Source organism: Burkholderia sp. BCC1996 (genome assembly GCF_905339955.1).
Classification (GTDB): Bacteria; Pseudomonadota; Gammaproteobacteria; order Burkholderiales; family Burkholderiaceae; genus Burkholderia.
In genome coordinates this window covers 82464-107092 of record NZ_CAJPHM010000003.1, presented here as the reverse complement: position 1 = coordinate 107092, position 24629 = coordinate 82464, and the positions used below count along the sequence as shown (strand labels likewise).

Annotated in this window: 22 protein-coding genes; 16 read left to right on the top strand and 6 right to left on the bottom strand. The window is 68.0% G+C overall.

The features are described 5' to 3' along the window. Positions 1-9 precede the first annotated feature (9 nt). The 4 genes from U4Z64_RS04715 (at position 10) to U4Z64_RS04700 (ending at position 6800) form a co-directional block, all read left to right on the top strand. Positions 10-1695, top strand: a complete 1686-nt coding sequence (locus U4Z64_RS04715; RefSeq protein ID WP_321819357.1) for a cation acetate symporter — start codon at positions 10-12, stop codon at positions 1693-1695. 358 nt (positions 1696-2053) lie between these two features. Next, positions 2054-3343 (top strand): dicarboxylate/amino acid:cation symporter, encoded by a 1290-nt coding sequence (locus U4Z64_RS04710; protein WP_321819356.1) that lies wholly within the window; start codon positions 2054-2056, stop codon positions 3341-3343. A 4-nt stretch (positions 3344-3347) separates the two neighbouring features. Beyond that, positions 3348-5372 (top strand): sensor histidine kinase, encoded by a 2025-nt coding sequence (locus U4Z64_RS04705; protein WP_044846741.1) that lies wholly within the window; start codon positions 3348-3350, stop codon positions 5370-5372. Between the two features lie 72 nt (positions 5373-5444). Further along, positions 5445-6800 (top strand): sigma-54 dependent transcriptional regulator, encoded by a 1356-nt coding sequence (locus U4Z64_RS04700; protein WP_321819355.1) that lies wholly within the window; start codon positions 5445-5447, stop codon positions 6798-6800. A gap of 109 nt (positions 6801-6909) precedes the next feature. Here U4Z64_RS04700 and U4Z64_RS04695 read toward each other — a convergent pair whose 3' ends face one another. After that, complete coding sequence (locus U4Z64_RS04695) at positions 6910-7446, bottom strand: peroxiredoxin family protein (RefSeq protein ID WP_044846739.1); 537 nt, start codon at positions 7444-7446, stop codon at positions 6910-6912. 163 nt (positions 7447-7609) lie between these two features. On the opposite strand from U4Z64_RS04695, the gene U4Z64_RS04690 reads away from it, so the two are divergent. Continuing rightward, complete coding sequence (locus U4Z64_RS04690) at positions 7610-8182, top strand: hypothetical protein (protein ID WP_321819354.1); 573 nt, start codon at positions 7610-7612, stop codon at positions 8180-8182. A 334-nt stretch (positions 8183-8516) separates the two neighbouring features. Here the strand turns inward: U4Z64_RS04690 and U4Z64_RS04685 are convergent, their stop codons facing one another. Then, positions 8517-10247, bottom strand: a complete 1731-nt coding sequence (locus U4Z64_RS04685) for a YifB family Mg chelatase-like AAA ATPase (RefSeq protein WP_321819353.1) — start codon at positions 10245-10247, stop codon at positions 8517-8519. Between the two features lie 349 nt (positions 10248-10596). After that, positions 10597-10848: an accessory factor UbiK family protein gene (locus U4Z64_RS04680; protein WP_006398174.1), complete on the bottom strand. Its 252-nt coding sequence runs from the start codon at positions 10846-10848 to the stop codon at positions 10597-10599. Positions 10849-11213: 365 nt separating this feature from the next. Here U4Z64_RS04680 and U4Z64_RS04675 point away from each other — a divergent pair, with 365 nt between their 5' ends. The 7 genes from U4Z64_RS04675 (at position 11214) to ptsP (ending at position 18639) form a co-directional block, all read left to right on the top strand. After that, the gene (locus U4Z64_RS04675; protein ID WP_006398175.1) at positions 11214-11552 is read left to right on the top strand and encodes a P-II family nitrogen regulator; all 339 of its coding nucleotides are present in this window, start codon (positions 11214-11216) and stop codon (positions 11550-11552) included. 33 nt (positions 11553-11585) lie between these two features. Then, a complete protein-coding gene (locus tag U4Z64_RS04670; RefSeq protein WP_321819352.1) occupies positions 11586-13100 on the top strand; it encodes an ammonium transporter in 1515 nt (504 codons plus the stop codon). A 241-nt stretch (positions 13101-13341) separates the two neighbouring features. Further along, positions 13342-14631 (top strand): glutamate--cysteine ligase, encoded by a 1290-nt coding sequence (gshA, locus tag U4Z64_RS04665; protein ID WP_044848231.1) that lies wholly within the window; start codon positions 13342-13344, stop codon positions 14629-14631. Between the two features lie 25 nt (positions 14632-14656). Further along, positions 14657-15613 carry a glutathione synthase gene (gshB, locus tag U4Z64_RS04660; protein WP_044848230.1) on the top strand — a complete coding sequence of 319 codons (957 nt, stop codon included), beginning with the start codon at positions 14657-14659 and terminating at the stop codon, positions 15611-15613. A 231-nt stretch (positions 15614-15844) separates the two neighbouring features. After that, a complete protein-coding gene (locus tag U4Z64_RS04655) occupies positions 15845-16315 on the top strand; it encodes a PTS sugar transporter subunit IIA (RefSeq protein WP_044848229.1) in 471 nt (156 codons plus the stop codon). A 74-nt stretch (positions 16316-16389) separates the two neighbouring features. Continuing rightward, complete coding sequence (locus tag U4Z64_RS04650; protein ID WP_006752075.1) at positions 16390-16659, top strand: HPr family phosphocarrier protein; 270 nt, start codon at positions 16390-16392, stop codon at positions 16657-16659. Between the two features lie 207 nt (positions 16660-16866). After that, positions 16867-18639 carry a phosphoenolpyruvate--protein phosphotransferase gene (ptsP, locus tag U4Z64_RS04645; RefSeq protein WP_321819351.1) on the top strand — a complete coding sequence of 591 codons (1773 nt, stop codon included), beginning with the start codon at positions 16867-16869 and terminating at the stop codon, positions 18637-18639. Between the two features lie 100 nt (positions 18640-18739). Here ptsP and U4Z64_RS04640 read toward each other — a convergent pair whose 3' ends face one another. The 3 genes from U4Z64_RS04640 to gpmA form a co-directional block, all read right to left on the bottom strand. After that, positions 18740-19492: a HesA/MoeB/ThiF family protein gene (locus tag U4Z64_RS04640; RefSeq protein WP_044848228.1), complete on the bottom strand. Its 753-nt coding sequence runs from the start codon at positions 19490-19492 to the stop codon at positions 18740-18742. A 132-nt stretch (positions 19493-19624) separates the two neighbouring features. Next, the gene (locus U4Z64_RS04635; protein WP_044848227.1) at positions 19625-21166 is read right to left on the bottom strand and encodes a S41 family peptidase; all 1542 of its coding nucleotides are present in this window, start codon (positions 21164-21166) and stop codon (positions 19625-19627) included. Between the two features lie 246 nt (positions 21167-21412). After that, positions 21413-22159: a 2,3-diphosphoglycerate-dependent phosphoglycerate mutase gene (gpmA, locus tag U4Z64_RS04630; protein WP_044848226.1), complete on the bottom strand. Its 747-nt coding sequence runs from the start codon at positions 22157-22159 to the stop codon at positions 21413-21415. Between the two features lie 136 nt (positions 22160-22295). On the opposite strand from gpmA, the gene U4Z64_RS04625 reads away from it, so the two are divergent. The 4 genes from U4Z64_RS04625 to U4Z64_RS04610 all read left to right on the top strand — a co-directional run bounded on the left by U4Z64_RS04625 (position 22296) and on the right by U4Z64_RS04610 (position 24590). Then, the gene (locus U4Z64_RS04625) at positions 22296-22718 is read left to right on the top strand and encodes a rhodanese-like domain-containing protein (protein ID WP_044848225.1); all 423 of its coding nucleotides are present in this window, start codon (positions 22296-22298) and stop codon (positions 22716-22718) included. Then, the gene (gene grxC / locus U4Z64_RS04620; protein ID WP_044848224.1) at positions 22715-22975 is read left to right on the top strand and encodes a glutaredoxin 3; all 261 of its coding nucleotides are present in this window, start codon (positions 22715-22717) and stop codon (positions 22973-22975) included. Before U4Z64_RS04625 ends, grxC begins: the two co-directional genes overlap by 4 nt. A gap of 107 nt (positions 22976-23082) precedes the next feature. Next, entirely contained in the window at positions 23083-23565 is a 483-nt protein-coding gene (gene secB / locus U4Z64_RS04615; protein ID WP_017334323.1) for a protein-export chaperone SecB, read from the top strand. Positions 23566-23591: 26 nt separating this feature from the next. Beyond that, positions 23592-24590 carry an NAD(P)H-dependent glycerol-3-phosphate dehydrogenase gene (locus U4Z64_RS04610; RefSeq protein WP_257773557.1) on the top strand — a complete coding sequence of 333 codons (999 nt, stop codon included), beginning with the start codon at positions 23592-23594 and terminating at the stop codon, positions 24588-24590. The last annotated feature ends 39 nt before the right edge of the window (positions 24591-24629 follow it).

Here is a 24629-nt window from a genome sequence, read left to right as displayed (position 1 = left end):
GAGGCCGACATGCGACGCACTTCGAGCGCGCTCGGCGCGCTGGCCGTTCTCGTTTCCTCCGCCGCGCACGCGACCGGCGTCGCGGGCCCGATGCCCGACAAGGTCGAGCTGAACCCGGTGGCGATCGCGATGTTCTTCGCGTTCGTGTTCGCGACGCTCGCGCTCACGCGCTGGGCCGCGCGCCGCACGCGTTCGACGCGCGACTTCTACACGGCCGGCGGCGGCATCACCGGGCTGCAGAACGGGCTCGCGATCGCGGGCGACTACATGTCGGCCGCGTCGTTCCTCGGGCTCTCCGGGATGGTGTTCATGTTCGGCTTCGACGGGCTGATCTACTCGATCGGCTTCCTGGTCGGCTGGCCGTTCGTGATGTTCCTGATCGCCGAGCCGCTGCGCAATCTCGGCAAGTTCACGTTCGTCGACGTGGTCGCGTACCGCTTCGCGCAGCGGCCGATCCGGCTCCTGACGTCCGCGAACGCGCTGACGATCGTCGTGCTGTACCTGGTCGTGCAGATGGTCGGCGCGGGCAAGCTGATCCAGCTGCTGTTCGGGCTGTCGTACGGCACGGCCGAGCTGATCGTCGGCGTGCTGATGGTCGTCTACGTGTTCTTCGGCGGAATGACCGCGACCACCTGGGTGCAGGTGATCAAGGCCGTGCTGCTGCTGTGCGGCGCGACGCTGCTCGTCCTGCTCGCGCTCGCCGAATTCGGCTTCAGCGTCGATGAGATGTTCCGTCGCGCGGTGGCCGTGCATCCGGGCGCGCTGTCGATCATGGGGCCCGGCAAGCTGATTCGCGATCCGGCCAACGCGCTGTCGCTCGGCATCGCGCTGATGTTCGGCACGGCCGGCTTCCCGCACATCCTGATGCGCTTCTTCACGGTGCCGAACGCGAAGGAGGCGCGCAAGTCGGTGCTCTACGCGACCGGCTTCATCGGCTATTTCTATCTGCTGACGTTCGTGATCGGCTTCTCGGCGATCGTGCTGCTCGCGCAGCATCCGGAATTCTTCCGGCTCGGCGCGAACGGCACCTTCAACCTGACGCACGACCTGCTCGGCGGCTCGAACATGGTCGCGGTGAAGCTCGCGCAGGCGGTCGGCGGCAACTGGTTCTACGGCTTCATCGCGGCCGTCACGTTCGCGACGATCCTCGCGGTGGTCGCCGGGCTGACGCTCGCCGGCGCGACCACGATCTCGCACGACCTGTATGCGCAGATGTGGGCGCGCGGCAAGCCCGACGAGCGGCTGGAAATGCGCATCTCGCGCGCGGCGACGATCGGCTTGTCCGCGGTCGCGATCGCGCTGTCGATCCTGTTCGAGCACGTCAACGTCGCGTTCATGGTCGGCCTCGTCGCGGCGGTGGCCGCCAGCGCCAATTTCCCGGTGCTCGCGATGTCGATCTTCTGGCGCGGGATGACGACGCGCGGCGCGGTGCTCGGCGGCGGCCTCGGCCTCGCGTCGGCGGTGGCGCTGACGGTGCTGTCGAAGTCGGTGTGGGTCGACGTGCTGCACCACGCGCACGCGCCGGTGTTTCTCGACAATCCGGCGCTCGTGTCGGTGCCGCTCGCGTTCGTCGGGATCGTCGTCGGTTCGCTCGCGGACCGCGGCGAGCGCGCGCGGCGCGAGCGCGACGCGTTCGCGCAGCAGGAGTTCTATGCGCAGACGGGCGTGCTGGCCGGTGAAGCCGTGCAGCATTGATTCGTCTGATGAAACGATCGCTCCGTCCGGATCGCCGGACGGATATTTTCCGGAAATCCGGAATCCCGGATTTCCTTGCTTGCCGCATTATGAGAAATACAATGAAAACAACGGCTTGAGGGGTTCCGGAAACCTGGCATCGACCTTGCGATATAAAGCGCACGGCCATCCCCCGGCCGAACTACTACAGCAAGCAAGGAGACAACCGATGACCAATGCCTTCCTCCCCCTCCGGATGTCCTGAGGCATCGCTTGTTGCGGCACGGCAGCCGCGCGGGCGAATGCCTTCTCCCCTGAGACATTCGCCTGCGCGCGTGACGCCGTTTCCACCGGCTCATCTACTTCAGCAGGAACCATCGTGAAGAAGAAACCCTTCTACAAAGTGCTCTATGTGCAGGTGATCTTCGCCATCATCGTCGGCGTGATCCTCGGCCACTTCTATCCGTCGCTCGCCACCGAGATGAAACCGCTCGGCGACGGCTTCATCAAGCTGATCAAGATGGTGATCGGACCGATCATCTTCTGTACGGTCGTCACCGGCATCGCCGGCATGGAAGACATGAAGAAGGTCGGCCGCGTCGGCGGCAAGGCGCTGCTGTACTTCGAGATCGTGTCGACCTTCGCGCTGCTGCTCGGCCTCGCGGCCACGCACATCCTGCGTCCGGGCGTCGGCTTCAACATCGATCCGGCGACGCTGAACGGCAAGGAAGTCGCATCGTACGCGGCGAAGGCGCACGGGCAGTCGACGGTCGACTTCCTGATGCACATCATCCCGAACACGATGGTCGATGCGTTCGCGCAGGGTGAAATCCTGCAGATCCTGCTGATCGCGCTGCTGTTCGGCAGCGTGCTCGCGCACCTCGGCGAGCGCGGCAAGGTCGTGACCGACTTCATCGACGGCCTCACGCGCGTGCTGTTCGGCATCGTGCACATCGTCACGAAGCTGGCGCCGATCGGCGCGTTCGGCGCGATGGCGTTCACGATCGGCAAGTACGGCGTCGGCTCGCTGGTGCCGCTGCTCAAGCTGATCGGCACGTTCTACCTGACGTCGGTCGTGTTCGTGCTGGTCGTGCTCGGCGCGATCGCGCGCTTCACGGGCTTCTCGATCATCCGCTTCGTGTCGTACATCAAGGAAGAGCTGCTGATCGTGCTCGGCACGAGCTCGTCGGAAGCCGCGCTGCCGCAACTGATGGAAAAGCTCGAGAAGGCCGGCTGCTCGCGTTCGGTCGTCGGCCTCGTCGTGCCGACCGGCTATTCGTTCAACCTCGACGGCACCAACATCTACATGACGATGGCCGTGCTGTTCATCGCGCAGGCGACCAACATCGAACTGACGTGGATGCAGCAGCTCACGCTGCTCGCGGTCGCGATGCTGACGTCGAAGGGCGCGAGCGGCGTCACGGGCGCGGGCTTCATCACGCTCGCCGCGACGCTCGCCGTCGTGCCGACGATCCCGCTGTCGGGCATGGTGCTGATCCTCGGCATCGACCGCTTCATGAGCGAATGCCGCGCGCTGACCAACATCGTCGGCAACGGCGTCGCGACGGTCGTCGTGTCGGCCTGGGAGAAGGAACTCGACCGCAACAAGCTGCGCCAGGCGCTGAAGGGCGGCGGCGAGGTCACGTCGACCGAGACGGCCGGCGTCTGACGTCATGAAGGAGCAGGCGGCGGCACCGCCCGCGGGCGGGGCGCCGCGCGGCGGCCGGGGCAGCGACGAGGCGCCCTATGACACAATAGGCGATCCGCATCGCCAGGAAGTCACGTCCGTGAAGCGCCGCCTGCTCATCCTCGTCGTGCTTGCCGCCGCGCTCGCGGCGGCGTGCGCGCTGACGTGGACCATCACGTGGCAGCGCGGCGTCGCCGAGCTGCAGCGCAACGCCGCGGTGCGGGTCGACCGCACCACCAACGCGCTCAAGAGCACGCTCGACCGCTACGAATCGCTGCCTTATCTGCTCGGCAGCCATCCGTACGTGCTGGACCTGCTCGCCGAGCCGAAGCGCGCCGATTTCACCGCGCGCGCGAACCGCTATCTCGAAGACCTCAACGAACACGCGCACGCGACCGTCACCTACGTGATCGGCGCGGACGGCCTGTGCGTCGCCGCCAGCAACTGGCGCGCGCCGGACAGCTTCGTCGGGAACGGATACCAGTTTCGTCCATATTTCATCGACGCGATGAACGGCCGGGTCGGCCGCTTCTTCGCGATCGGCACGATCTCGCGCGACCCCGGCTACTACATCTCGCAGCCGGTGTGGCGCGACGGCAGGATCGCGGGCGTCGTCGTCGTGAAGCTCAATCTCGAATGGTTCCAGGGCGCCGATGCGTCCGAGCCGCTCGTCGTCGCGGACGATCACGGCGTCGTGTTCCTGTCGTCCGTGCCCGCCTGGAAGTACCACACGCTGCATCCGCTGACGGGGCCCGTCGCCGCGTCGATCTACGAGACGCGCCAGTACGCTCAGCAGCCCGTCACGCCGCTGCCGCTGCGCGTCGAGCAGGTGCTCGGCGCCGATGCGGAGATCGTGCGCCTCGGTGCGGCCGGCGTAGGCCCCGGCCTGCGCGCGCCGCGTTTCCTCGCCAGCAAGCGGCGGATCGGCGAGCCCGACTGGCTGCTCGTCACGCTCGCGCCGATCGCGCCCATCGACGCCGACGCGCGCAACGCGACGATCGTCACGGGCTTCGGCTTCGTGTCGGTCGCGTTGCTCGCGTTCTACTGGCGCATGCGCCGCGCGCGCGTGCGCGAGATGATCCGCGGCCGCGCGCTGCTGCAGCAGGCGTATGCGGAGCTGAACCGGCGCGTCGAGGAACGCACGGCCGACCTGTCGGAAGCGAACGAGCAATTGCAGAAGGAAGTCGGCGACCGGATCCGCGCGGAGCAGGAATTGCGCGCCGCGCACGACGAACTGATCCAGGCGAGCAAGCTCGCCGCGCTCGGCCAGATGGCGGCCGGCATCACGCATGAACTGAACCAGCCGCTCGCGGCGTTGCGCAGCTTCTCGGACAACACGCGCGTGCTGCTCGATCGCGGCGAGCAGGCGGCCGCGCGCGAGAACCTCGAGGCGATCGCCGCGCTGACCGAGCGGATGGGCAAGATCACCAACCAGCTTAAGCTGTTCGTCGGCCGCGCGAAGCCGCGCAACGAACAGGCGCTCGTCGTGCGCGCGCTGCGCAGCGTGCTGTCGCTGCTCGGCGACCGGCTGCGCGGCGTCGCGCTCACGCTGACGCTGCAGGATGCGACGGTGTCGCCCGCGCAGGATGCGCCGCTCGACCTGGCGCGCGACTATCCGGAACTCGTCGCCCGCTGCGAGGACCTGCGCCTCGAACAGGTGCTGATCAACCTGCTCGGCAACGCGCTCGACGCGGTCGCGGGCGTCGCCGCACCGGCGATCGAAGTGACGATCGCGGTGTCGGTCGCGACGCTCGCGGTCGAGGTGCGCGACAACGGCTCCGGCATCGCGCCCGAGCTGCTGCCGCGGCTGTTCGAACCGTTCTTCACGACCAAGGAAATGGGGCGCGGGCTCGGGCTCGGGCTCGCGATCTCGTCGTCGATCGCGAGCGACGCGGGCGGCGCGCTGACCGCGCGCAATGCGCCGTCCGGCGGCGCGCTGTTCGTCTTGACGCTGCGACGCGCGCGCACGCATCATCCGGACGCCGTGTCCGAGCCGGCGGGCTCGCGCTAGGCACCGCACGACCGCATCAACGAGAGCCGCGCGCACCACCGCCGCGCGGTCTGTCAGGAGCAAGTGACTACGATGGCCAACCGGCTGCAAGTGATCTATATCGAAGACGATGCGCTCGTTCGCCGGGCGAGCGTGCAGAGCCTCCAGCTCGCCGGGTTCGACGTCGTCGGGTTCGAATCGGCCGAGGCGGCCGACAAGGCGATCGTCGCGGAAACCGCGGGCGCGATCGTCAGCGACATCCGGCTGCCCGGCGCAAGCGGGCTCGACCTGCTCGCGCAGTGCCGCGAGCGCGTGCCCGACGTGCCCGTGATCCTCGTCACCGGCCACGGCGACATCTCGATGGCCGTGCAGGCGATGCGCGACGGCGCGTACGACTTCATCGAAAAGCCGTTCGCGGCCGAGCGGCTGATCGAGACGGTGCGCCGCGCGCTCGAGCGGCGCGAGCTCGTGCTCGAGAACCATGCGCTGCGGCGCGAGCTGGCCGGCCAGAACATCGTCGCGCCGCGCATCATCGGCCGCAGTCCGGCGATCGAACAGGTGCGCAAGCTGATCGCGAACGTCGCGCCCACCGACGCATCGGTGCTGATCAACGGCGACACGGGCGCCGGCAAGGAACTGATCGCGCGCAGCCTGCACGAGCTGTCGCCGCGCCGCGACAAGCCGTTCATCGCGGTGAACTGCGGCGCGCTGCCCGAGCCGATGTTCGAGTCGGAGATGTTCGGCTACGAGCCCGGCGCGTTCACCGGCGCCGCGAAGCGCCGCGTCGGCAAGCTCGAATATGCGTCCGGCGGCACGCTGTTCCTCGACGAAATCGAAAGCATGCCGCTCGCGCTGCAGGTGAAGCTCCTGCGCGTGCTGCAGGACGGCGTGCTCGAGCGGCTCGGCTCGAATCAGCCGATCCGCGTGAACTGCCGCGTCGTCGCGGCCGCGAAAGGCGACATGAGCGAACTCGTCGCGGCCGGCACGTTCCGGCGCGACCTGCTGTACCGGCTCAACGTCGTGACGATCGCGCTGCCGCCGCTCTCCGAGCGCCGCGAGGACATCGTGCCGCTATTCGAGCACTTCATGCTCGACGCGGCCGTGCGCTACGGGCGGCCGGCCCCCGTGCTGACCGACCGGCAGCGCGCGAGCCTGATGCAGCGCGACTGGCCCGGCAACGTGCGCGAGCTGCGCAACGCGGCCGACCGCTTCGTGCTCGGCGTCGCCGACATGCCGCAGGAAGCCGGTGCGAGCGGCGACGACGCCGAGAGCGACCAGACGCTGAAGGAGCGCATCGAGCAGTTCGAGCGCGCGGTGATTGCCGAGGCGTTGAACCAGACGGGCGGCGCGGTTGCCGCGACCGCCGACCGGCTGCATGTCGGCAAGGCGACGCTGTACGAGAAGATGAAGCGCTACGGGCTGTCGGCGAAAGGCGAAACCGAGCGCTGAAAAAGAGACGGACCGCGGAACCGGGCTGGCCGGTCGTGCGGTCCGTCATGCGGAGCAGGGCGCGGTAGGCGGCCCTGCGAGCCTTGTCGTGCGGTGCGGCCGGCGGCGCTCAGGCCGCGTTGCCGTCGAGCGCCTTCTTGAGCAGCGCGTCGAGTTCCGCGAATTGCGGGGCGCCGACGTAGCGCTTCAGGATCTTGCCGTCCTTGTCGACGACGAAGGTGGTCGGCGTGAGCTGCACGTTGCCGAACTGCTTCGCGACGCTGCCGTCGTCGAGCGCGACCTTGAACGGCAGCTGGCGCGTCTGCGCATAGTTCGCGACGTACATCGGCGGATCGTAGTTCATCGCGACCGCGACGAACTCCAGCCCCTGACCCTTGAAGCGATTGTAGGTATCGACCATCTGCGGCATTTCCTGCATGCAGGTCGCGCAGCTCGTCGCCCAGAAGTTCACGAGGTAGACCTTGCCCTTCAGGTCGCCGGCCGTCGACACCTTCTGACCGGACAGCAGCGTGAACGTGGCGTCCGGCACGGTGGACTTGCCGTTGAACGCGAAGAAGCCGGCAACGGCGATGGCCGCGACGACGACGGCCGCGACGATATAGCGGGCGGGGCCGGTGCGGCGCTGGGCGGGAGGCGTGGTGTTCATCTGCGGTGCTCTCGGAGTCGGTCGATGACGCGGGTCGATGCAAAGGACGTCGAAATTCGGCGGTTATTTTAGCGCGAATGCGGCGCGCGCACCGGCGGCCGCCACACATCCCGGGTGTCGGCTTCGGCGGATAATGAGCCTTTTGCCTGTCCCCATCACTGCCATGCCGAAGGAAGTCATCGATCCGTTGCGCCCCCTTTTTCGTCCGCTGCGACACTTCGCCGCGCTCGCGTGCGTGAGCGCGGCGCTGGCCGCGTGCTCGCCGTCATATGACTGGCGTACGCTGCACAACGACGCCGGCTACACGATCGACCTGCCGGCGAAGCCGACCGTCGAGAACCAGCCGGTGGCGGTCGGTGGCGCGTCGATGCCGATGCGGATGCAGGCCGCGCACGTCGACGGCGCGGTGTTCGCGGTCGGCACGCTGACACTGCCCGACGACCGCGACGACACGCGCCGCGCGGCGCTCGAGTTCCTGCGTTCCGGGCTGTCGCGCAATCTCGAAGGCGTGCCGCAGACGGCCTCGGTGCCGGTGCCGCTCGCGGCCGGCGGCGCGGTGAACGGGCTCGAGCTGCGCATCGCGGGCGCGGCGAGCGGCGGCGACCGCTCGCGCAAGACGATCGTCGCGCGGCTCGTGGCGCGCGGCCGGCACGCGTACCAGGCCGTCGCGATCGCCGACGGGCCGCTCGAGCAGGAGCAGCTCGACCAGTTTTTCGGCTCGTTCAAACTCGACTGAACAGCGGCCGGCGCGGGCGCTCGGACACTTCATGACAATTGAAAGTTCATTCGCAGCTTTCGACGCTAATCGCCGGATTTTGCGGGGATTTTTCGGCTATCCACAGCGCATGTGGATAACTTTGTTGAAAAGTTGACCGAATCGCCCGCAAAGCCGCGCCGGACGGCCTTCCGGCGCATTTGACGGTTGGCCATCAATTTCGGAAAAATCAATAAAAACAAAGGGATACGAATCTCGTGACGAAGGAGTGCCCGCGCCGGGTGATCAGGGGCCGGATTCGCGAAATTGTGCATAAGTCAAGTCTTGACAGTCGTATTTTGTCCTCCGCGGGCATTCACAGTGCCGTGAGCGCACGCCGGTAGCGGATCGCCTCGGCGATCTGCGCGGCCGTCGGCAACGGGTCGCCGGCCAGGTCGGCGATCGTCCGTGCGACCTTCAACACGCGGAAATACGCGCGTGCCGACCAGCCGAAGCGCTCGCCGGCCTCGCGCAGCAGCCGCTCACCGTCGTCGGTCGGCCGGCACAGGTCGTCGGTCTCGCGTCCGCTCAGCATGTGATTGGTCTTGCCCTGCCGGTCGAGCTGCAGCGCCCGCGCCCGGGCGACCCGCGCGGCGACCGCGGCGCTCGGCTCGCCGGGCGCCGTCGCGCGCGACGCGAGTTCGGCCGGCGATAGCGCGGGCAGGTCGATCTGGATGTCGATGCGGTCGAGCAACGGCCCCGACAGCTTGCGCAGATAGCGCGTGGCGAGCTCCGGGGTGCAGCGGCAGCGCCCGGACGGATCGCCATGCCAGCCGCACGGGCACGGATTCATCGCGGCGATCAGCTGGCACGCGGCGGGGAAGTCGGCCTGCTGCGCCGCGCGCGAGATCGTGATGCGGCCGACTTCCAGCGGCTCGCGCAGCATCTCCAGCACGTGCCGGTCGAATTCGGGCAACTCGTCGAGAAACAGTACGCCGAGGTGCGCGAGCGTGATCTCGCCCGGCTGCGGCGGGTTGCGGCCGCCGACCAGCGCGGCGGCGCTCGACGAGTGGTGCGGCGCGCGGAACGGGCGCCGCCGCCAGTGCGCGGGCGAGAAGCCGATGCGGCTCGCGGAAAGGAGCGCGGCCGACGCCAGCGCCTCGTCGTCGGTCAGCGGCGGCAGGAGGCCGGGCAGCCGCGCGGCGAGCATCGACTTGCCGGCGCCGGGCGGCCCGATCATCAGCATGTGATGCCCGCCCGCGGCGGCGACTTCGAGCGCGCGCCGGGCGCCGCGCTGGCCGACGAGGTCCGCGAGATCGGGGGCGGCCGGCGCCGGCACGCCGTCGAGGCCGGGCGCCTCGACCGGCGCGAGCCGGGCATCCGGCGCACCGGCCAGATGCGCGCACAGCGCGGGCAGGTCGGGCGCGCCGAACACGGTGACACCGGGCACCAGCGCGGCCTCGGCCGCGCTGTCGAGCGGCAGGTACAGCTCGGGCGGACGGGCTGCGGCCGCCGGCCCGGACGGCGCGACGGCCGCGGCGCGAGACCCGAAGCCCGCGCCGGGCCCCGCGGCGGCGGGCCCGAAGCCGGATCCGGTCTGCGCGGCGCGAGACCCGAAGCCCGCGCCGGGCCCCGCGGCGGCGGGCCCGAAGCCGGATCCGGTCTGCGCGGCGCAGGACCCGAAGCCCGCTCCAGTCGCCGCGGCGCGCCAGTCCCGTGCCGCGCCGCACGCCATCGCGAACGCGCCCCGCATCGGCCGCAGCGCGCCGGTCAGCGACAGTTCGCCCGCGAATTCGCGGCCGGCCAGCGCGTCGGCCGGGAGCTGGCCGTTCGCGGCGAGGATGCCGAGCGCGATCGGCAGGTCGAAGCGGCCGGACTCCTTCGGCAGGTCGGCCGGCGCGAGATTGACGGTGATGCGCCTGACGGGGAAGTCGAATCCGCAGTTCTGCAGCGCGGCGCGCACGCGCTCGCGGCTTTCGCGGACTTCGAGATCGGGCAGGCCGACGATCGAGAACGACGGCAATCCGTTGGCAAGATGGACTTCGACGGTGACGTCCGGCGCGCGGCCGGCCGCCGGCGCGCGACTGCGCACCACGGCGAGCGACATGGCGAGGCTCCTTTAAATGAATCGGACGGGCAACGGCCATTCGGGCCGCATGCCGCGGGAATCGGAGGAATCGGTGCGCGCTTGCCGGCGTGGCGCGGAAAAGAACGAGGAACGACAAACAGCGAAGCGCTAAAACAGCGAAGAGCGAAGAGCGAAGAGCGAAGAACAGCGAAGAGCGAAGAACAGCGAAGAGCGAAGAACAGCGAAGAGCGAGGAACAGCGAAGAACGAGGAACAGCGAAGAGCGGGGGATTGCGAGGAACGACGGAACGGCTGACCGGCCGACTTCGGATGTCAGGCGCGGGCCGCACGAGGCGGCCCGCGCCCGGACCTGTCGGTCGGGTTGGGCGTCAGGCCTGGGACGCTGCGAGCTTCTGCTCGAGTTCCGCGACGCGCTTCTCGAGTTCCTCGAGACGCACGCGGGTGCGGGCGAGCACCTGTGCCTGCGTGTCGAACTCCTCGCGCGTGACGAGATCGAGCTTCGAGAAGCCTTGCGACAGCATGGCCTTCACGTTGCGCTCGACATCCTTGGCCGGCGAGTTTTTCAGCAGGTCGCTGACGCGCGACTGCAGGTCGTTGAAAACATCGCTGGGTTGCTTCATGAGATTTCCTTCCTTGCACAAAAAGTGTGCATCTTCAGTTGCGTACGTGCCCATGATGCACGCATGACCGGAAATGGTGCGCGCGCGGCGCGAATTCCGGGCATGGCGCCCGCATGGGTGAATGGCCCGGAGATCCGGGACGTGCGTGCACTCTAGCAATGATCCTTTCGGCGCGCCAGCAAACCTGGGCCACGTTGGCCATTCGGCCGGGCTTCCGCATCTTTCCGTACCTTTCAGCACGCGATGCAACCCCGTTTCGGAGCCGTTCGAGGCGGTGCTCGCGCGAACATGGCATGCGAGTTGCTGAGGAGAGACGGTCACACCATTCCAACCAATTCGACGGGATCAACCTGCGAGAGGACTCCATGAAACTGATTACCGCAATCATCAAGCCGTTCAAGCTCGATGAGACGCGCGAAGCGCTCTCCGCGCTCGGCGTCTCGGGCATCACGGTCACTGAGGTGAAAGGCTTCGGGCGCCAGAAGGGGCACACCGAGCTGTACCGGGGCGCCGAATACGTGGTCGATTTCCTGCCGAAGATGAAGATCGAGGCGGCCGTGTCCGACGATCTCGTCGACCAGGCGGTCGAGGCGATCGAGCGTGCGGCCCGCACCGGCAAGATCGGCGACGGAAAGATCTTCGTCACGCCGATCGAGCAAGTGATCCGGATCCGGACCGGGGAGACCGGCGCAGACGCGCTGTAACAGACCAAGACAAGCGACAAGAGGAAACCCGAGATGCGCAAACTTCTGATGTCCCTGCTGATGGCTGGCTCGCTGATCGCGGCTGGCGTCGGTCCCGCGCTCGCCGACGACGCGGCCTCCGCCGCGGCAGCGTCCGCGCCCGCCGCCACGGCGTCCGATGCATCGGCAGCCGCGGCTCCCGCCGCTTCGGCGCCGGCCGCCACCGACGCATCGGCACCTGCCGCTGCCGCCGCACCCGCTTCGGGCGCCGCCTCCGACGCATCGGCCGCCGCCGCGTCCGCGCCGGCCGCACCCGCCGCCCCGACCGAGCCGTTCTCCGTCGATTCGTCGAAGATCAGTGCCGGCGACACCGCGTGGATGCTGACGTCCACCGCGCTCGTGCTGTTCATGACGATCCCCGGCCTCGCACTGTTCTACGCGGGCATGGTCCGCAAGAAGAACGTGCTCGCGACCGTGATGCAGAGCTTCGCGATCACCGCCGCGATCACGGTGCTGTGGACGGTGGTGGGCTACAGCCTCGCGTTCACGCCGGGCAACGGCTTCATCGGCGGCCTGTCGCGCGTGTTCCTGCACGGCATGAACTACATCAAGGGCGACAAGGCGACCACGCTGACCGTCAGCCATCTCGCGACGACGATTCCGGAATCGGTCTACTTCGTCTACCAGATGACGTTCGCGATCATCACGCCGGCGCTGATCTGCGGCGCGTTCGCCGATCGCATGAAGTTCTCGGCGATGCTCGTGTTCATGACGCTCTGGTCGCTGATCGTCTATGTGCCGATCGCGCACATGGTGTGGGAGCCGACCGGCTGGCTGTCGGCCGACGGCGTGCTCGACTTCGCGGGCGGCACGGTGGTGCACATCAACGCCGGTATCGCGGGCCTCGTGTCGTGCCTCGTGCTCGGCAAGCGCGTCGGCTACGGCCGCGAATCGATGGCGCCGCACAACCTGGTGCTGACGATGATCGGCGGCTCGATGCTGTGGGTCGGCTGGTTCGGCTTCAACGCGGGCTCCGCGGTCGCGGCCGACGGCCGTGCCGGCTTCGCGATGCTGACCACGCAAGTGGCGACCGCCTGCGCGGCGCTCGGCTGGATGTTTGCGGAATGGGTCGCGAAGGGCAAGCCGTCGGTGCTCGGCATCGTGTCGGGCGCGGTCGCGGGTCTCGTGGCGATCACGCCGGCTGCCGGCTTCGTCGGCGTCGCCGGTGCGCTCGTGATCGGCATCGCGGCGGGCGTGATCTGCTTCTGGTCGGCCACGTGGCTCAAGTCGAAGCTCGGCTACGACGATTCGCTCGACGCGTTCGGCGTGCACGGCATTGGCGGGATTCTCGGCGCGCTGCTGACGGGCGTGTTCGCGGTCAAGGACATCGGCGGCGCCGACGGCAGCCTGCTGCTGCAGGCGAAGGGCGTGCTGATCACGCTGGTCTACAGCGGCGTGCTGAGCTTCGTGCTGCTGAAGCTGATCGACCTGACGATTGGCCTGCGCGTGTCCGAAGAGGAAGAGCGCGAGGGCCTCGACGTGATCCTGCATGGCGAACATGTCGAATAAGTCACAAGGATGACGGCGGGCCGCCGCGCAGACGGCGCCCGCCACGAATGAGCGCAGCGACTTCGGCCCGCCACCCGGCGGGCTTTTTTTCTCCTGCCGCGTGCTGCCGTAGCGCATAACCCTTCAGGCTATCGGGTCAATAGCCGAAAACTTCCTCCATATCCTTGTGAAGCCGGGAACAATCCCCAAATGGGCAAGGCAATTGCTCTACAATCTTCATTCTCCCGCTCGCGAGTGATTCATGGTTCCCCACCTCGTTACCGCGTTGAACGGTCCGCTGCTCGAGCTCGAGCAGAAGATCCTCGACGCGACGCCTGCGATCGAACGCTGGTTCAGGCTCGAATGGCAGGAACACACCCCGCCGTTCTATTGTTCGGTGGACCTGCGCAACGCCGGTTTCAAGCTGGCGCCCGTCGACGCGAACCTGTTCCCCGGCGCGTTCAATAATCTGCCGTCCGAAGTGCTGCCGCTCGCCGTCCAGGCCGCGATGGCCGCGATCGAGAAGATCTGCCCGGACGCGAAGAACCTGCTCGTGATTCCCGAGCTGCCGACCCGCAACGCGTTCTACCTGGAAAACGTCGCGCGGCTCGCGACGATCATGCGCCAGGCCGGCCTGAACGTGCGCTTCGGCTCGCTCGACCCGAGCATCACCGACATGACGCCGATCACGCTGGCCGACGGCCAGAAGATCGTGCTCGAACCGCTCGAGCGTTCGCAGCGCCGCCTCGGCCTGAAGAATTTCGATCCGTGCTCGATCCTGCTGAACAACGACCTGTCGGCCGGGATTCCCGCCGTGCTGGAGAACCTGCACGAGCAGTACCTGCTGCCGCCGCTGCACGCGGGCTGGGCCGTGCGCCGCAAGTCGACGCACTTCTCGTGCTACGACGACGTCGCGAAGAAGTTCGCGAAGATGGTCGGCGTCGATCCGTGGATGGTGAATCCGTATTTCGCGCACGTCGAAGGCGTCGACTGGCAGGCGCATGAAGGCGAGCAGGCGCTCGCCGACGCGATCGACGGCGTGCTGAAGAAGATCGCGCGCAAGTACCGCGAATACGGCATCAGCGAAAAGCCGTACGTCGTCGTGAAGGCCGACGCGGGCACCGCCGGGCGCGGCGTGATGACCGTGCACGACGCGGCCGAGATCGGCCGCATGTCGAAGGCCGAGCGCGCGCAGATGGCCGAGTCGAAGGCCGGCCTCGCGGTGCGCGACGTGATCGTCCAGGAAGGCGTCTACACGTTCGAGCGCGTCGGCGACGAAGTGGCCGAGCCGGTCGTGTACATGATCGACCGCTACGTGGTCGGCGGTTTCTACCGCACGCACGGCGGCCGCGAGCGCGACCAGAACCTGAACGCGCCCGGCATGCACTACGTGCCGCTCGGCTTCGAGCACACCGCGCTGCCGGATGCCGGCGCGAAGCCGGGCGCCGCGCCGCCGAACCGTTTCTACATGTACGGCGTCGTCGCGCGCCTGTCGCTGATCGCGTCGTCGATCGAACTGGAAAAGACCGATCCCGAAGCCATCCAGGTGTAACGGCTTCGCTACGTACAGGACCCGCATGGACATTCTCTTTATCGCCGACCCGCTCGAGCGCTTCAAGATCTACAAGGATTCGACCTACGCGATGATGGCGGAGGCCGCGCGGCGCGGGCATGCGGTGTACGCGTGCCAGCCGCACCAGCTCGCATGGACGGGCTCGGGCGTCGAGGCGGACGTGCAGCGCGTGACGATCGTCGGCGACACGGCCGACCTGCATCGCCATCCGTGGTTCGAGGCGGCCGCGCACGAATCGCGTCAGCTGACGTCGTTCGACGCGGTGCTGATGCGCAAGGATCCGCCGTTCGACATGGAATACGTGACGGCCACCTGGATGCTCGAGCTTGCCGAACGGGCGGGCGCGCGCGTGTTCAACAAGCCCCAGTCGATCCGCGATCACTCGGAGAAGCTCGCGATCGGCGAGTTTCCGCAGTTCGTCGCGCCGACGCTCGTCACGCGCGACGCCGCGCGCTTGCGTGCGTTCCATGCCGAGCATGGCGACGTGATCGTGAAGCCGCTCGACGGCATGGGCGGGATGGGCGTGTTCCGCGTGAAGGCCGACGGGATGAATCTCGGCGCGATCATCGAGATGCTCGGCCACGACGGCACGCGCTCGCTGATGATCCAGAAGTTCATTCCGGAGATCACGGCGGGCGACAAGCGCATTCTGCTGATCGCCGGCGAGCCGGTGCCGTATTCGCTCGCGCGGATTCCGCAGGGCAGCGAGGTGCGCGGCAATCTCGCCGCGGGCGGGCTCGGCGTCGCGCAGCCGCTGACGCCGCGCGACCGCGAGATCGCCGCGACGCTCGGGCCGGTGCTCGCCGCGCGCGGGCTGCTGCTGGTCGGGCTCGACGCGATCGGCGACTGGCTGACCGAGGTGAACGTGACGAGCCCGACGTGCTTCCGCGAAATCATGGAGCAGACGGGTTTCGACGTCGCCGCGATGTTCATCGACGCGCTGGAGCGGGCGGCCGCGTAGCCCGCTTTCCGCGCAAGCCCGGCGGCGGCCGCGCAGGCCCCCCGTCGCCGGAGCGGTTCGACCGGCCTGCTACAATGCCCGCTTGCCCGGTGCCGCGACCAGCGCGCCGAAGGCCCGGCGGTCGGGCCGAAACCGTTGCAAGGCTGAACATGAAACGTTTCCCATACTCGCTATGCTCGTTGCCCCGCTGCGGGGCGTCGGCCCGCCAAGGGCGGCCGGGGGCAGTCTGACATGGCCGGGATTCTGATCATCGCGCACGCGCCGCTCGCCACCGCGCTGCGGGACTGCATCGCGCACATCTACGGCGGCGTGCCCGCGCGCATCGGCTGTATCGACGTGCTGGCGGACAGCGACCCGACCCAGGTGATGGCGTTCGCGCACGCGGAGCTCGCGCGGCTCAGGGAAGAGAACGGCGTCGTCGTGCTGACCGACATGTACGGCGCGACGCCCGCGAACATCGCGGGCCAGCTCGCGAAGCTCGACAACGTGCGCGTGCTGGCGGGCGTGAACCTGCCGATGCTGGTGCGCGCCGTCTGCTACCGTACCGTGCCGCTCGACAAGCTCGTCGACAAGGCGCTGTCCGGCGGCGCGAAGGGCGTCCACGAGGTGTCGGCCGGCACGCCGCCGCCGCCTTCGGAAACCGGCTGCGGCCAGTGCGCGCCGATTCCGCCCGAGCCGCAACCGCGCACCGAATCGCACTGACCGTCCCGTTTTCCGTTTTAGACCGACCCGCCGACGCACGTCGCCGGCGGACTCGACCGACCCGACCGAGAATCATGCTTCAACAAGAAACCACCATCGTCAACAAATTGGGGCTCCATGCGCGCGCATCGGCCAAGCTTACGCAACTGGCCGGCAACTTCCAGTCGGAAGTCTGGATGACGCGCAACGGACGCAAGATCAACGCGAAAAGCATCATGGGCGTGATGATGCTCGCGGCGGGCATCGGCAGCAGCGTGACGATCGAGACCGAAGGTCCGGACGAGCGCGAGGCGATGGACGCGTTGCTCAAGCTGATCGCGGACAAGTTCGGCGAAGGTCAGTGATCCGGGGCCTGCCCCGCGATCGTTGCCGTTTCGAAGCAGAATGCCGCGTATGTCGCGGCATTTTTTTCGTCCGTAGCATTGATGCGGAAATCGCAATGCTGCGCTGCATGCAGCCAGCACGGAGGTGCGGAATTTATAATCGCTAACCGGGGTCATAAGCGCATCGCAGCAGTGTGCCGCGGCTTTACATGTACAGAGGAGGTGCGCGTGTCCTTCACGCTGCATGGCATTCCCGTCTCACGTGGTATCGCGATCGGGCGAGCGTATCTGATCGCGCCGGCGGCGCTCGACGTCGCCCATTACCTGGTCGAGGCGAACCAGATCGACGCCGAGGTCGAGCGTTTCAGCACGGCGCGCGAGGTCGTGCATCGCGAACTCGAGGCGCTGCGCGCCGACCTGACCGACGACACCCCGACCGAAGTGGGCGCGTTCATCGACGTCCACGCGATGATCCTGAGCGACGCGATGCTCGTGCAGGAAACCATCGACCTGGTCCGCACGCGACGCTACAACGTCGAATGGGCGCTGACCGAGCAGCTCGAGCTGCTCACGCGCCACTTCGACGATATCGAGGATGAATACCTGCGCGAGCGCAAGGCCGACATCGAGCAGGTGGTCGAGCGCGTGCTGAAGGCGCTCGCCGGTGCGCCGTCGGCGTCGCAGGCGCTCGATCGCGCGGCCAAGAACGGTACGAACGAGATGATCGTCGTCGCCCACGACATCGCGCCGGCCGACATGATGCAGTTCAAGACGCAGTCGTTCCAGGCGTTCGTCACCGATCTCGGCGGCCGCACGTCGCACACGGCGATCGTCGCACGCAGCCTCGGCATTCCGGCCGCGGTCGGCGTCCAGCATGCGAGTTCGCTGATCCGCCAGGACGACCTGATCATCGTCGACGGCGACCAGGGGATCGTGATCGTCGATCCCGCGCCGATCGTCCTCGAGGAATATTCGTACCGCCAGTCCGAGAAGCTGCTCGAACAGCGCAAGCTGCAGCGCCTGAAGTTCTCGCCGACGCAAACCCTGTGCGGCACGAAGATCGACCTCTACGCGAACATCGAGCTGCCCGACGACGCGAAGGCGGCGGTCGAGGCCGGCGCGGTCGGCGTCGGGCTGTTCCGCTCCGAGTTCCTGTTCATGCATCAGAAGGAGATGCCCGAGGAGGAGGAGCAGTTCGCCGCGTACAAGCGCGCGGTCGAGTGGATGAAGGGCATGCCGGTGACGATCCGCACGATCGACGTCGGCGCGGACAAGCCGCTCGAGGCGCTCGACGAAGGCTACGAGACGGCGCCGAACCCGGCGCTCGGCCTGCGTGCGATCCGCTGGAGCCTGTCCGAGCCGCAGATGTTCCTCACGCAGCTGCGCGCGATCCTGCGCGCGTCCGCGTTCGGGCAGGTGAAGATCCTGATCCCGATGCTCGCGCACGCGCAGGAGATCGACCAGACGCTCGACCTGATCCGCGAGGCGAAGCGCCAGCTCGACGACGCGGGGCTCGCATACGATACGAACGTGCGCGTTGGCGCGATGATCGAGATCCCGGCCGCGGCGATCGCGCTGCCGCTGTTCCTGAAGCGCTTCGATTTCCTGTCGATCGGCACGAACGACCTGATCCAGTACACGCTCGCGATCGACCGCGCGGACAACGCGGTCGCCCATCTGTACGACCCGCTGCATCCGGCGGTGCTGCACCTGATCGCCTATACGCTGCGCGAAGCGAAGCGCGCGGGCGTGTCGGTGTCGGTGTGCGGGGAGATGGCGGGCGATCCGGCGCTCACGCGCCTGCTGCTCGGGATGGGGCTCACCGAGTTCTCGATGCACCCGAGCCAGTTGCTGGTCGTGAAGCAGGAGATCCTGCGCGCGCACCTGAAGGCGCTCGAGAAGCCGACGGCCGACGTGCTGGCCGCGTTCGAGCCGGAGGAAGTGCAGGCCGCGCTCAAGCGCCTGTCGGTCGCGGAACCGCGCGCGGACGCGGCCGCCTAGGCGGCGCGGACTGCGCGGCGAAACCGTCGCGGGCGTCGCGAAGGTAGCGAAACGTCGCGCATGCGCCGCCCGGCGCATGCGTTCATGCATCCCGCGCGCGTCAGTGCCGGCCCTGGCACACGGGGCAGTCGGCCTGGCGCGCGATCTTCATCGTCGTCCATTCCATCCGCAGCGAATCAAGCATCATCAGCCGCCCGTTGAGCGTCGTGCCGATCGCGCCGATCACGCGCAGCGCTTCGGCGGCCTGCATCGCGCCGATGATCCCGACCGTCGGCGCGAACACGCCCATCGTCGCGCACGCGACTTCCTCGAACGGCTGGTCCTCCGGAAACACGCACGCGTAACAGGGCGCGGCCGGGTCGCGGAAGTCGAACGTGCTGATCTGGCCGTCGAAGCGCAGCGCGGCGCCCGACACGAGCGGCACGCCGTGCGCGACGCACGCGCGGTTGATCGCATGGCGCGTCGCGAAGTTGTCGGTGCAGTCGAGCACGACGGTCGCCTGCGGCACGTGCGCGTCGAGCCATGCATCGTCGACGCGCGCCGCGACCGCATGCACGGTCACTTCGGGGTTCAGCTGCGCGAGCGCGTCGCGCCCCGATTCGACCTTGCTGCGGCCGACCGAGGCCGTCACGTGCAGGATCTGCCGCTGCAGGTTCGTGAGGTCGACCGTGTCGGCGTCGACGAGCGTGATCGTGCCGACCCCGGACGCCGCGAGATACATCGCGGCCGGCGAGCCGAGACCGCCGGCACCGACGACGATCGCATGCGCGTCGAGGAAGCGCTGCTGCGCCTCGATGCCGATTTCGTCGACGAGGATGTGGCGGGAGTAGCGGAGGAGTTGATCGTCGTTCATGGGAGAGGTCGGGTGAGGCATGCCGCCGGCGGCGGCGCGGACGCCTCTGCGTCCATCTGCGTATTCTAGGCGCACATGAAAAACGGGCCATCGCGGTCTTCCCGCGATGGCCCGTCGGATGCCGGCCGGCGCTTACTGCGGTGCCGACGCGGGCTTCGGTGCGGCGGCCTTCGCGCCCGACGCCTTCGCGGGGGACGCGGCCTTGGTCGCAGGGCTCTTCGTCGTGCTCTCGGCGAGCAGCGACTTCGATTCCTGCACCGCCTTGCCCTCGAGCTTGTTGAGCGCCTGCTGCATCATGAAGTCGTCGGCGCTGCCGAACTCGATCGGCTTGCGATCGCGGTCCTTCTGGCGTTGCTCCGGCGTCTTCTTGTCGTTCTGCTCCTCGAGGACGCGCAGCTGATCCATCCGGCGCTGCTCGCGCTCTTCCTGTTCCTTCTTCTCGTTCGGATCCTGCGTGTTCGCGAGGTGGTTCGTGTAGTCGACCTCGCGCGTCACGAGCACGTCGTCCGGATCGCCGTCCGCATACTGATCGACCGGCACGTCGGGCGTGATGCCCTTGTTCTGGATCGAACGGCCGCTCGGCGTGTAGTAGTAGGCGGTCGTCAGGCGCAGCGCGGTGTCGGCCGTCATCGGACGGACCGTCTGCACCGAGCCCTTGCCGAACGTCGTCTTGCCCATGATCTGCGCGCGCTTCGAATCCTGCAGCGCGCCGGCGACGATCTCCGACGCGGACGCCGAGTAAGCGTTCGTCAGCACGACCATCGGCACGGTCTTGAAGATCGGCGGCAGGCTCTTCAGCGGATCGCCGTCGAAGGACGGCAGGCGGTAATTGTCGTAGGTATCGCGGTAGACCTGCTTCGAATCCGGGATCTGGCCGTTGGTCGACACGACGACGGAGTCGGGCGGCAGGAACGCGCCGGCGACGCCGACCGCGCTCTGCAGCAGGCCGCCGCCGTTGTTGCGCAGGTCGACGATCAGGCCCTTCAGGTTCGGCTGCTGGCGCGCGATGTCCTGCAGCTTCGCGGCGAGATCGGGCGTCGTGCGCTCCTGGAAGCTCGTGATCCGGATATACGCGTAGCCCGGGTCGAGCAGCTTCATCTTCACGCTCTGGACCCTGATGATCGCGCGCGTGACCGTGATCGGGAACGTGCGGTCGTCGCTCTTGCGGAAGATCGTCAGCGTGACCTTGGTGCCCGGCTCGCCGCGCATCTGCTTGACGGCCTTGTCGAGCGTCATGCCGCGCACCGGCTTGTCGTTGATGCGCGTGATCAGGTCGCCCGGACGGATGCCGGCGCGGAACGCGGGCGTATCTTCGATCGGCGAGATCACCTTGACGAGGCCGTCTTCCTGCGAGATCTCGATGCCGAGACCCGCGAAGCGGCCCTTGGTCTGCTCCTGCAGCTCGTCGTAGTCGGTCTTGTCGAGGAACGACGAGTGCGGGTCGAGGCTCGACACCATGCCCTTGATCGCCGCCGTCAGCAGCTTCTTGTCGTCGACCGGCTCGACGTACTCGCGCTTGATCTGGCCGAACACTTCCGCGAACAGGCGGAGCTGGTCGAGGGGAAGCGGTGCCGTGGCGGTCTGCTCGGCCGATGCCGAAACCTGCAGCGTGGCGAATACGCCCGTGGCGAGGCCCGCGGCAATCAGGCCGATGTTCTTCAATTTCATTCGCATAGAGAGTCTGGTGCGGTCGGGAAGCGCGTGGCGGTAGCGGGGATGTAGCGGACAAGTATAACTGTTCGCCCGATTGCTCAGTGGACCGGTGCGAAATGGTCCGGGAGCCCGGTCCCGGCGGGGGCGCCGGATGCGCAGCGGATTCGAAAGCGGGTTCGACAGCACCGGGGCCGCGAAGGTTCGCGCCCGCGCGCCGGAGCAGCCGGGCAGGCCGCGCGCGAGGCGGCCCGCCCGGCACGACGGGTATCAGCCCGCCTTGCCCTGCTTCGCGACGGCGGCCTGCGCCTTCGCGATCGCGTCCTGGTCGCCCAGATAGTAGTGCGTGATCGGCTTCAGGTTCTCGTCGAGCTCATACACGAGCGGCACGCCGTTCGGGATGTTCAGGCCGACGATGTCGCTGTCCGAGATGCCGTCGAGGTACTTGATCAGCGCGCGCAGCGAGTTGCCGTGCGCGGCGATCAACACCTGCTTGCCCGCACGGACGGCCGGCGCGATTGACTCGTTCCACAGCGGCAGCACGCGCGCGACCGTGTCCTTCAGGCATTCGGTGAGCGGCAGCTGCTCGCGCGGCACCTTCGCGTAGCGCGGATCGTCGAACGGCGCGCGCTCGTCGGTCGGCTCGAGCGCCGGCGGCGGCGTGTCGTAGCTGCGGCGCCACACGAGCACCTGCTCGTCGCCGAACTTGGCGGCCGTTTCCGCCTTGTTCAGGCCCGACAGCGCGCCGTAGTGGCGCTCGTTCAGGCGCCACGAGTGGACGACCGGCAGGTACATCAGGTCCATCTTGTCCTGCACGTGCCACAGCGTGCGGATCGCGCGCTTGAGCACCGACGTGTAGGCGATGTCGAACGTGTAGCCGGCCTCCTTGAGCAATTCGCCGGCCTGGTAGGCCTCGTTGCGACCCTGTTCGGTCAGGTCGACGTCGACCCAGCCGGTGAAGCGGTTTTCCTTGTTCCACGTCGATTCGCCGTGGCGGATGAGAACGAGTTTGTACATGGATCTTGCGGTCGGTAGTGATAGGGAAGCGGGGCGCGTCGCGCGGTACCCGGCCCGGGTCCGCCATCGCGCAAGGCGGTTATTTTATAATGGCGCGATTGTCCTCATCCGATTTCTCTTTTTCCGGCGGCATTCCGTGACGTTCTTTACCAATTACACGAACCTGGCCCTTATCGCGATCCTTCTGGTTTCCGGCGGCCTGCTCGCATGGCCGGCCCTGCGCCGCGGCCGCGGCGGCCTGTCGGCCGCGGAGGCGACGCAGCTCATCAATCGCCGCAACGCGGTCGTGATCGACCTGCGTACCGCGTCCGACTTCGCCGCCGGCCACCTGCCGTCGGCACGCCAGCTCGCCGCCGGCGAGATCGGCGCGAAAATTGCGCAGGTCGCGAAAAACAAGAGCACCCCCGTGCTGCTCGTCTGCCAGAACGGCCAGCAGTCGCAGAAGGCGGCGCGCGAGGTCGAGGCGGCAGGCTATGCCGAGGTACACGTGCTCGAGGGCGGCGTCGCCGCCTGGCAGCAGGCCGGGATGCCGGTCGTCAAACAAGGAGTGGCGAAGTGAGCAAGGTTTTGATGTACAGCACGCAGGTGTGTCCGTATTGCATTCAGGCCGAGCGCCTGCTGAAGCTGCGCGGCGTGGAGCAGATCGAAAAGGTGCTGATCGACCGCGATCCGGCTCGCCGTGAGGAAATGATGACGCGCACCGGCCGTCGCACGGTCCCGCAAATCTACATAGGCGACACGCACGTCGGCGGCTACGACGATCTGTCGAAGCTCGACCGCGAAGGCGGGCTCGTGCCGCTTCTGCAAGCGGCCTGATTAGGGCAGAATGGCCGCCGGCCGCGCCGCGGCATGAGCGCGCAGGATTCAACCGAGGCGGCCGGCGTGAAGCCGGGCCGCCGCGTCACCACTTTTAGGGAAACACCATGTCCGACGTCGAAAACCAACCGTTCTTCAACATCCAGCGCGTCTACCTGAAGGATATGTCGCTCGAGCAGCCGAATTCGCCGGCGATCTTCCTCGAGCAGGACATGCCGTCGGTTGAAGTCGAAGTCGACGTCAAGGCCGAACGTCTCGCGGAAAGCGTCTTCGAAGTCGTCGTGTCGGGCACCGTCACCGCGAAGGTGAAGGACAAGGTCGCGTTCCTGATCGAAGCGAAGCAGGCCGGCATTTTCGACATTCGCAACATTCCCGACGAACAACTCGACCCGCTCGTCGGCATCGCCTGCCCGACGATTCTGTTCCCGTACCTGCGCTCGAACATCGCCGACGCGATCACGCGTGCGGGCTTCCCGCCGATCCACCTGGCGGAAATCAACTTCCAGGCGCTGTACGAGCAGCGTCTCGCGCAGCTTCAGCAGCAGCAGGCCGGTGCGGCAGGCGCGCCGAACGGCTCGACGCTGAACTGACGTTTCACTCCGGACCGGTGCTGGGTATGAAAGTAGCCGTTCTCGGCGCCGGTGCCTGGGGCACCGCGCTCGCGGGCCATCTGGCCGCGCGGCACGATACGCTTCTCTGGGCGCGCGACGCCGCGCTGATCGCCGGGCTGCAGGCCCGGCACGAAAATTCCCGCTATCTGGACGGCATCGCGCTGCCCGATGCGCTGCGCTACGACGCCGATCTCGGCGTCGCGCTCGCGCACGGCGCCGCGGACGACGCGCTGTGCGTGATCGCCGCACCCGTGGCCGGGCTGCGCACGCTGTTCGGCGCGATGCGCGACGCGGGCTGCGTGCCCGCGCATGTCGTGTGGGTCTGCAAGGGCTTCGAGGCCGACACGCATCTGCTGCCGCACCAGGTGATCGCGGCCGAGCTGCCGGGGCAGCACAGCAACGGCGTGCTGTCGGGGCCGAGCTTCGCCCGCGAGGTCGGGCTCGCGCTGCCCGTCGCGCTGACGGTCGCGAGCACGTCCGCCGAATGCCGCGAGCGCACGCTCGCCGCGTTCCATCACGGCGCGATGCGGATCTATACGGGTGACGACGTGGTCGGCGTCGAGGTCGGCGGCGCGGTGAAGAACGTGCTGGCGATCGCGACCGGCATCGCCGACGGCCTCGGGCTCGGGCTGAACGCGCGCGCCGCGCTGGTCACGCGCGGTCTCGCCGAAATGTCGCGCCTCGGCGTCGCGCTCGGCGGCCGCGCGGAGACCTTCACGGGCCTCACGGGCCTCGGCGACCTGATCCTCACCGCGACGGGCGACCTGTCGCGCAATCGCACGGTCGGCCTGCAACTGGCGGCCGGCCGCTCGCTGAACGACATCCTCGGCGCGCTCGGCCATGTGGCCGAAGGCGTGCGCTGCGCACAGGCCGTGCTCGCGCTCGCGCGCGCACAGGCGATCGAAATGCCGATCACCGAAGCCGTGTGCGGTGTGCTGTTCGACGGCGTCGCACCGCGCGATGCGGTCAGCGGCCTGCTGCGGCGCGACGCGCGCGCCGAATAACGCCGACGAATCACACCGATTTTTTGCGGCCGGGCCCGC

Excerpts from the sequence above, each read along its gene's own strand:
- U4Z64_RS04715 (WP_321819357.1), top strand. The coding sequence starts at position 10 with ATGCGACGCACTTCGAGCGCGCTCGGCGCGCTGGCCGTTCTCGTTTCC.
- U4Z64_RS04705 (WP_044846741.1), top strand. The coding sequence starts at position 3,348 with ATGAAGGAGCAGGCGGCGGCACCGCCCGCGGGCGGGGCGCCGCGCGGC.
- U4Z64_RS04700 (WP_321819355.1), top strand. The coding sequence starts at position 5,445 with ATGGCCAACCGGCTGCAAGTGATCTATATCGAAGACGATGCGCTCGTT.
- U4Z64_RS04695 (WP_044846739.1), bottom strand. The coding sequence starts at position 7,446 with ATGAACACCACGCCTCCCGCCCAGCGCCGCACCGGCCCCGCCCGCTAT.
- U4Z64_RS04690 (WP_321819354.1), top strand. The coding sequence starts at position 7,610 with ATGCCGAAGGAAGTCATCGATCCGTTGCGCCCCCTTTTTCGTCCGCTG.
- U4Z64_RS04685 (WP_321819353.1), bottom strand. The coding sequence starts at position 10,247 with ATGTCGCTCGCCGTGGTGCGCAGTCGCGCGCCGGCGGCCGGCCGCGCG.
- U4Z64_RS04680 (WP_006398174.1), bottom strand. The coding sequence starts at position 10,848 with ATGAAGCAACCCAGCGATGTTTTCAACGACCTGCAGTCGCGCGTCAGC.
- U4Z64_RS04675 (WP_006398175.1), top strand. The coding sequence starts at position 11,214 with ATGAAACTGATTACCGCAATCATCAAGCCGTTCAAGCTCGATGAGACG.
- U4Z64_RS04670 (WP_321819352.1), top strand. The coding sequence starts at position 11,586 with ATGCGCAAACTTCTGATGTCCCTGCTGATGGCTGGCTCGCTGATCGCG.
- gshA (WP_044848231.1), top strand. The coding sequence starts at position 13,342 with ATGGTTCCCCACCTCGTTACCGCGTTGAACGGTCCGCTGCTCGAGCTC.
- gshB (WP_044848230.1), top strand. The coding sequence starts at position 14,657 with ATGGACATTCTCTTTATCGCCGACCCGCTCGAGCGCTTCAAGATCTAC.
- U4Z64_RS04655 (WP_044848229.1), top strand. The coding sequence starts at position 15,845 with ATGGCCGGGATTCTGATCATCGCGCACGCGCCGCTCGCCACCGCGCTG.
- U4Z64_RS04650 (WP_006752075.1), top strand. The coding sequence starts at position 16,390 with ATGCTTCAACAAGAAACCACCATCGTCAACAAATTGGGGCTCCATGCG.
- U4Z64_RS04640 (WP_044848228.1), bottom strand. The coding sequence starts at position 19,492 with ATGAACGACGATCAACTCCTCCGCTACTCCCGCCACATCCTCGTCGAC.
- U4Z64_RS04635 (WP_044848227.1), bottom strand. The coding sequence starts at position 21,166 with ATGCGAATGAAATTGAAGAACATCGGCCTGATTGCCGCGGGCCTCGCC.
- gpmA (WP_044848226.1), bottom strand. The coding sequence starts at position 22,159 with ATGTACAAACTCGTTCTCATCCGCCACGGCGAATCGACGTGGAACAAG.
- secB (WP_017334323.1), top strand. The coding sequence starts at position 23,083 with ATGTCCGACGTCGAAAACCAACCGTTCTTCAACATCCAGCGCGTCTAC.
- U4Z64_RS04610 (WP_257773557.1), top strand. The coding sequence starts at position 23,592 with ATGAAAGTAGCCGTTCTCGGCGCCGGTGCCTGGGGCACCGCGCTCGCG.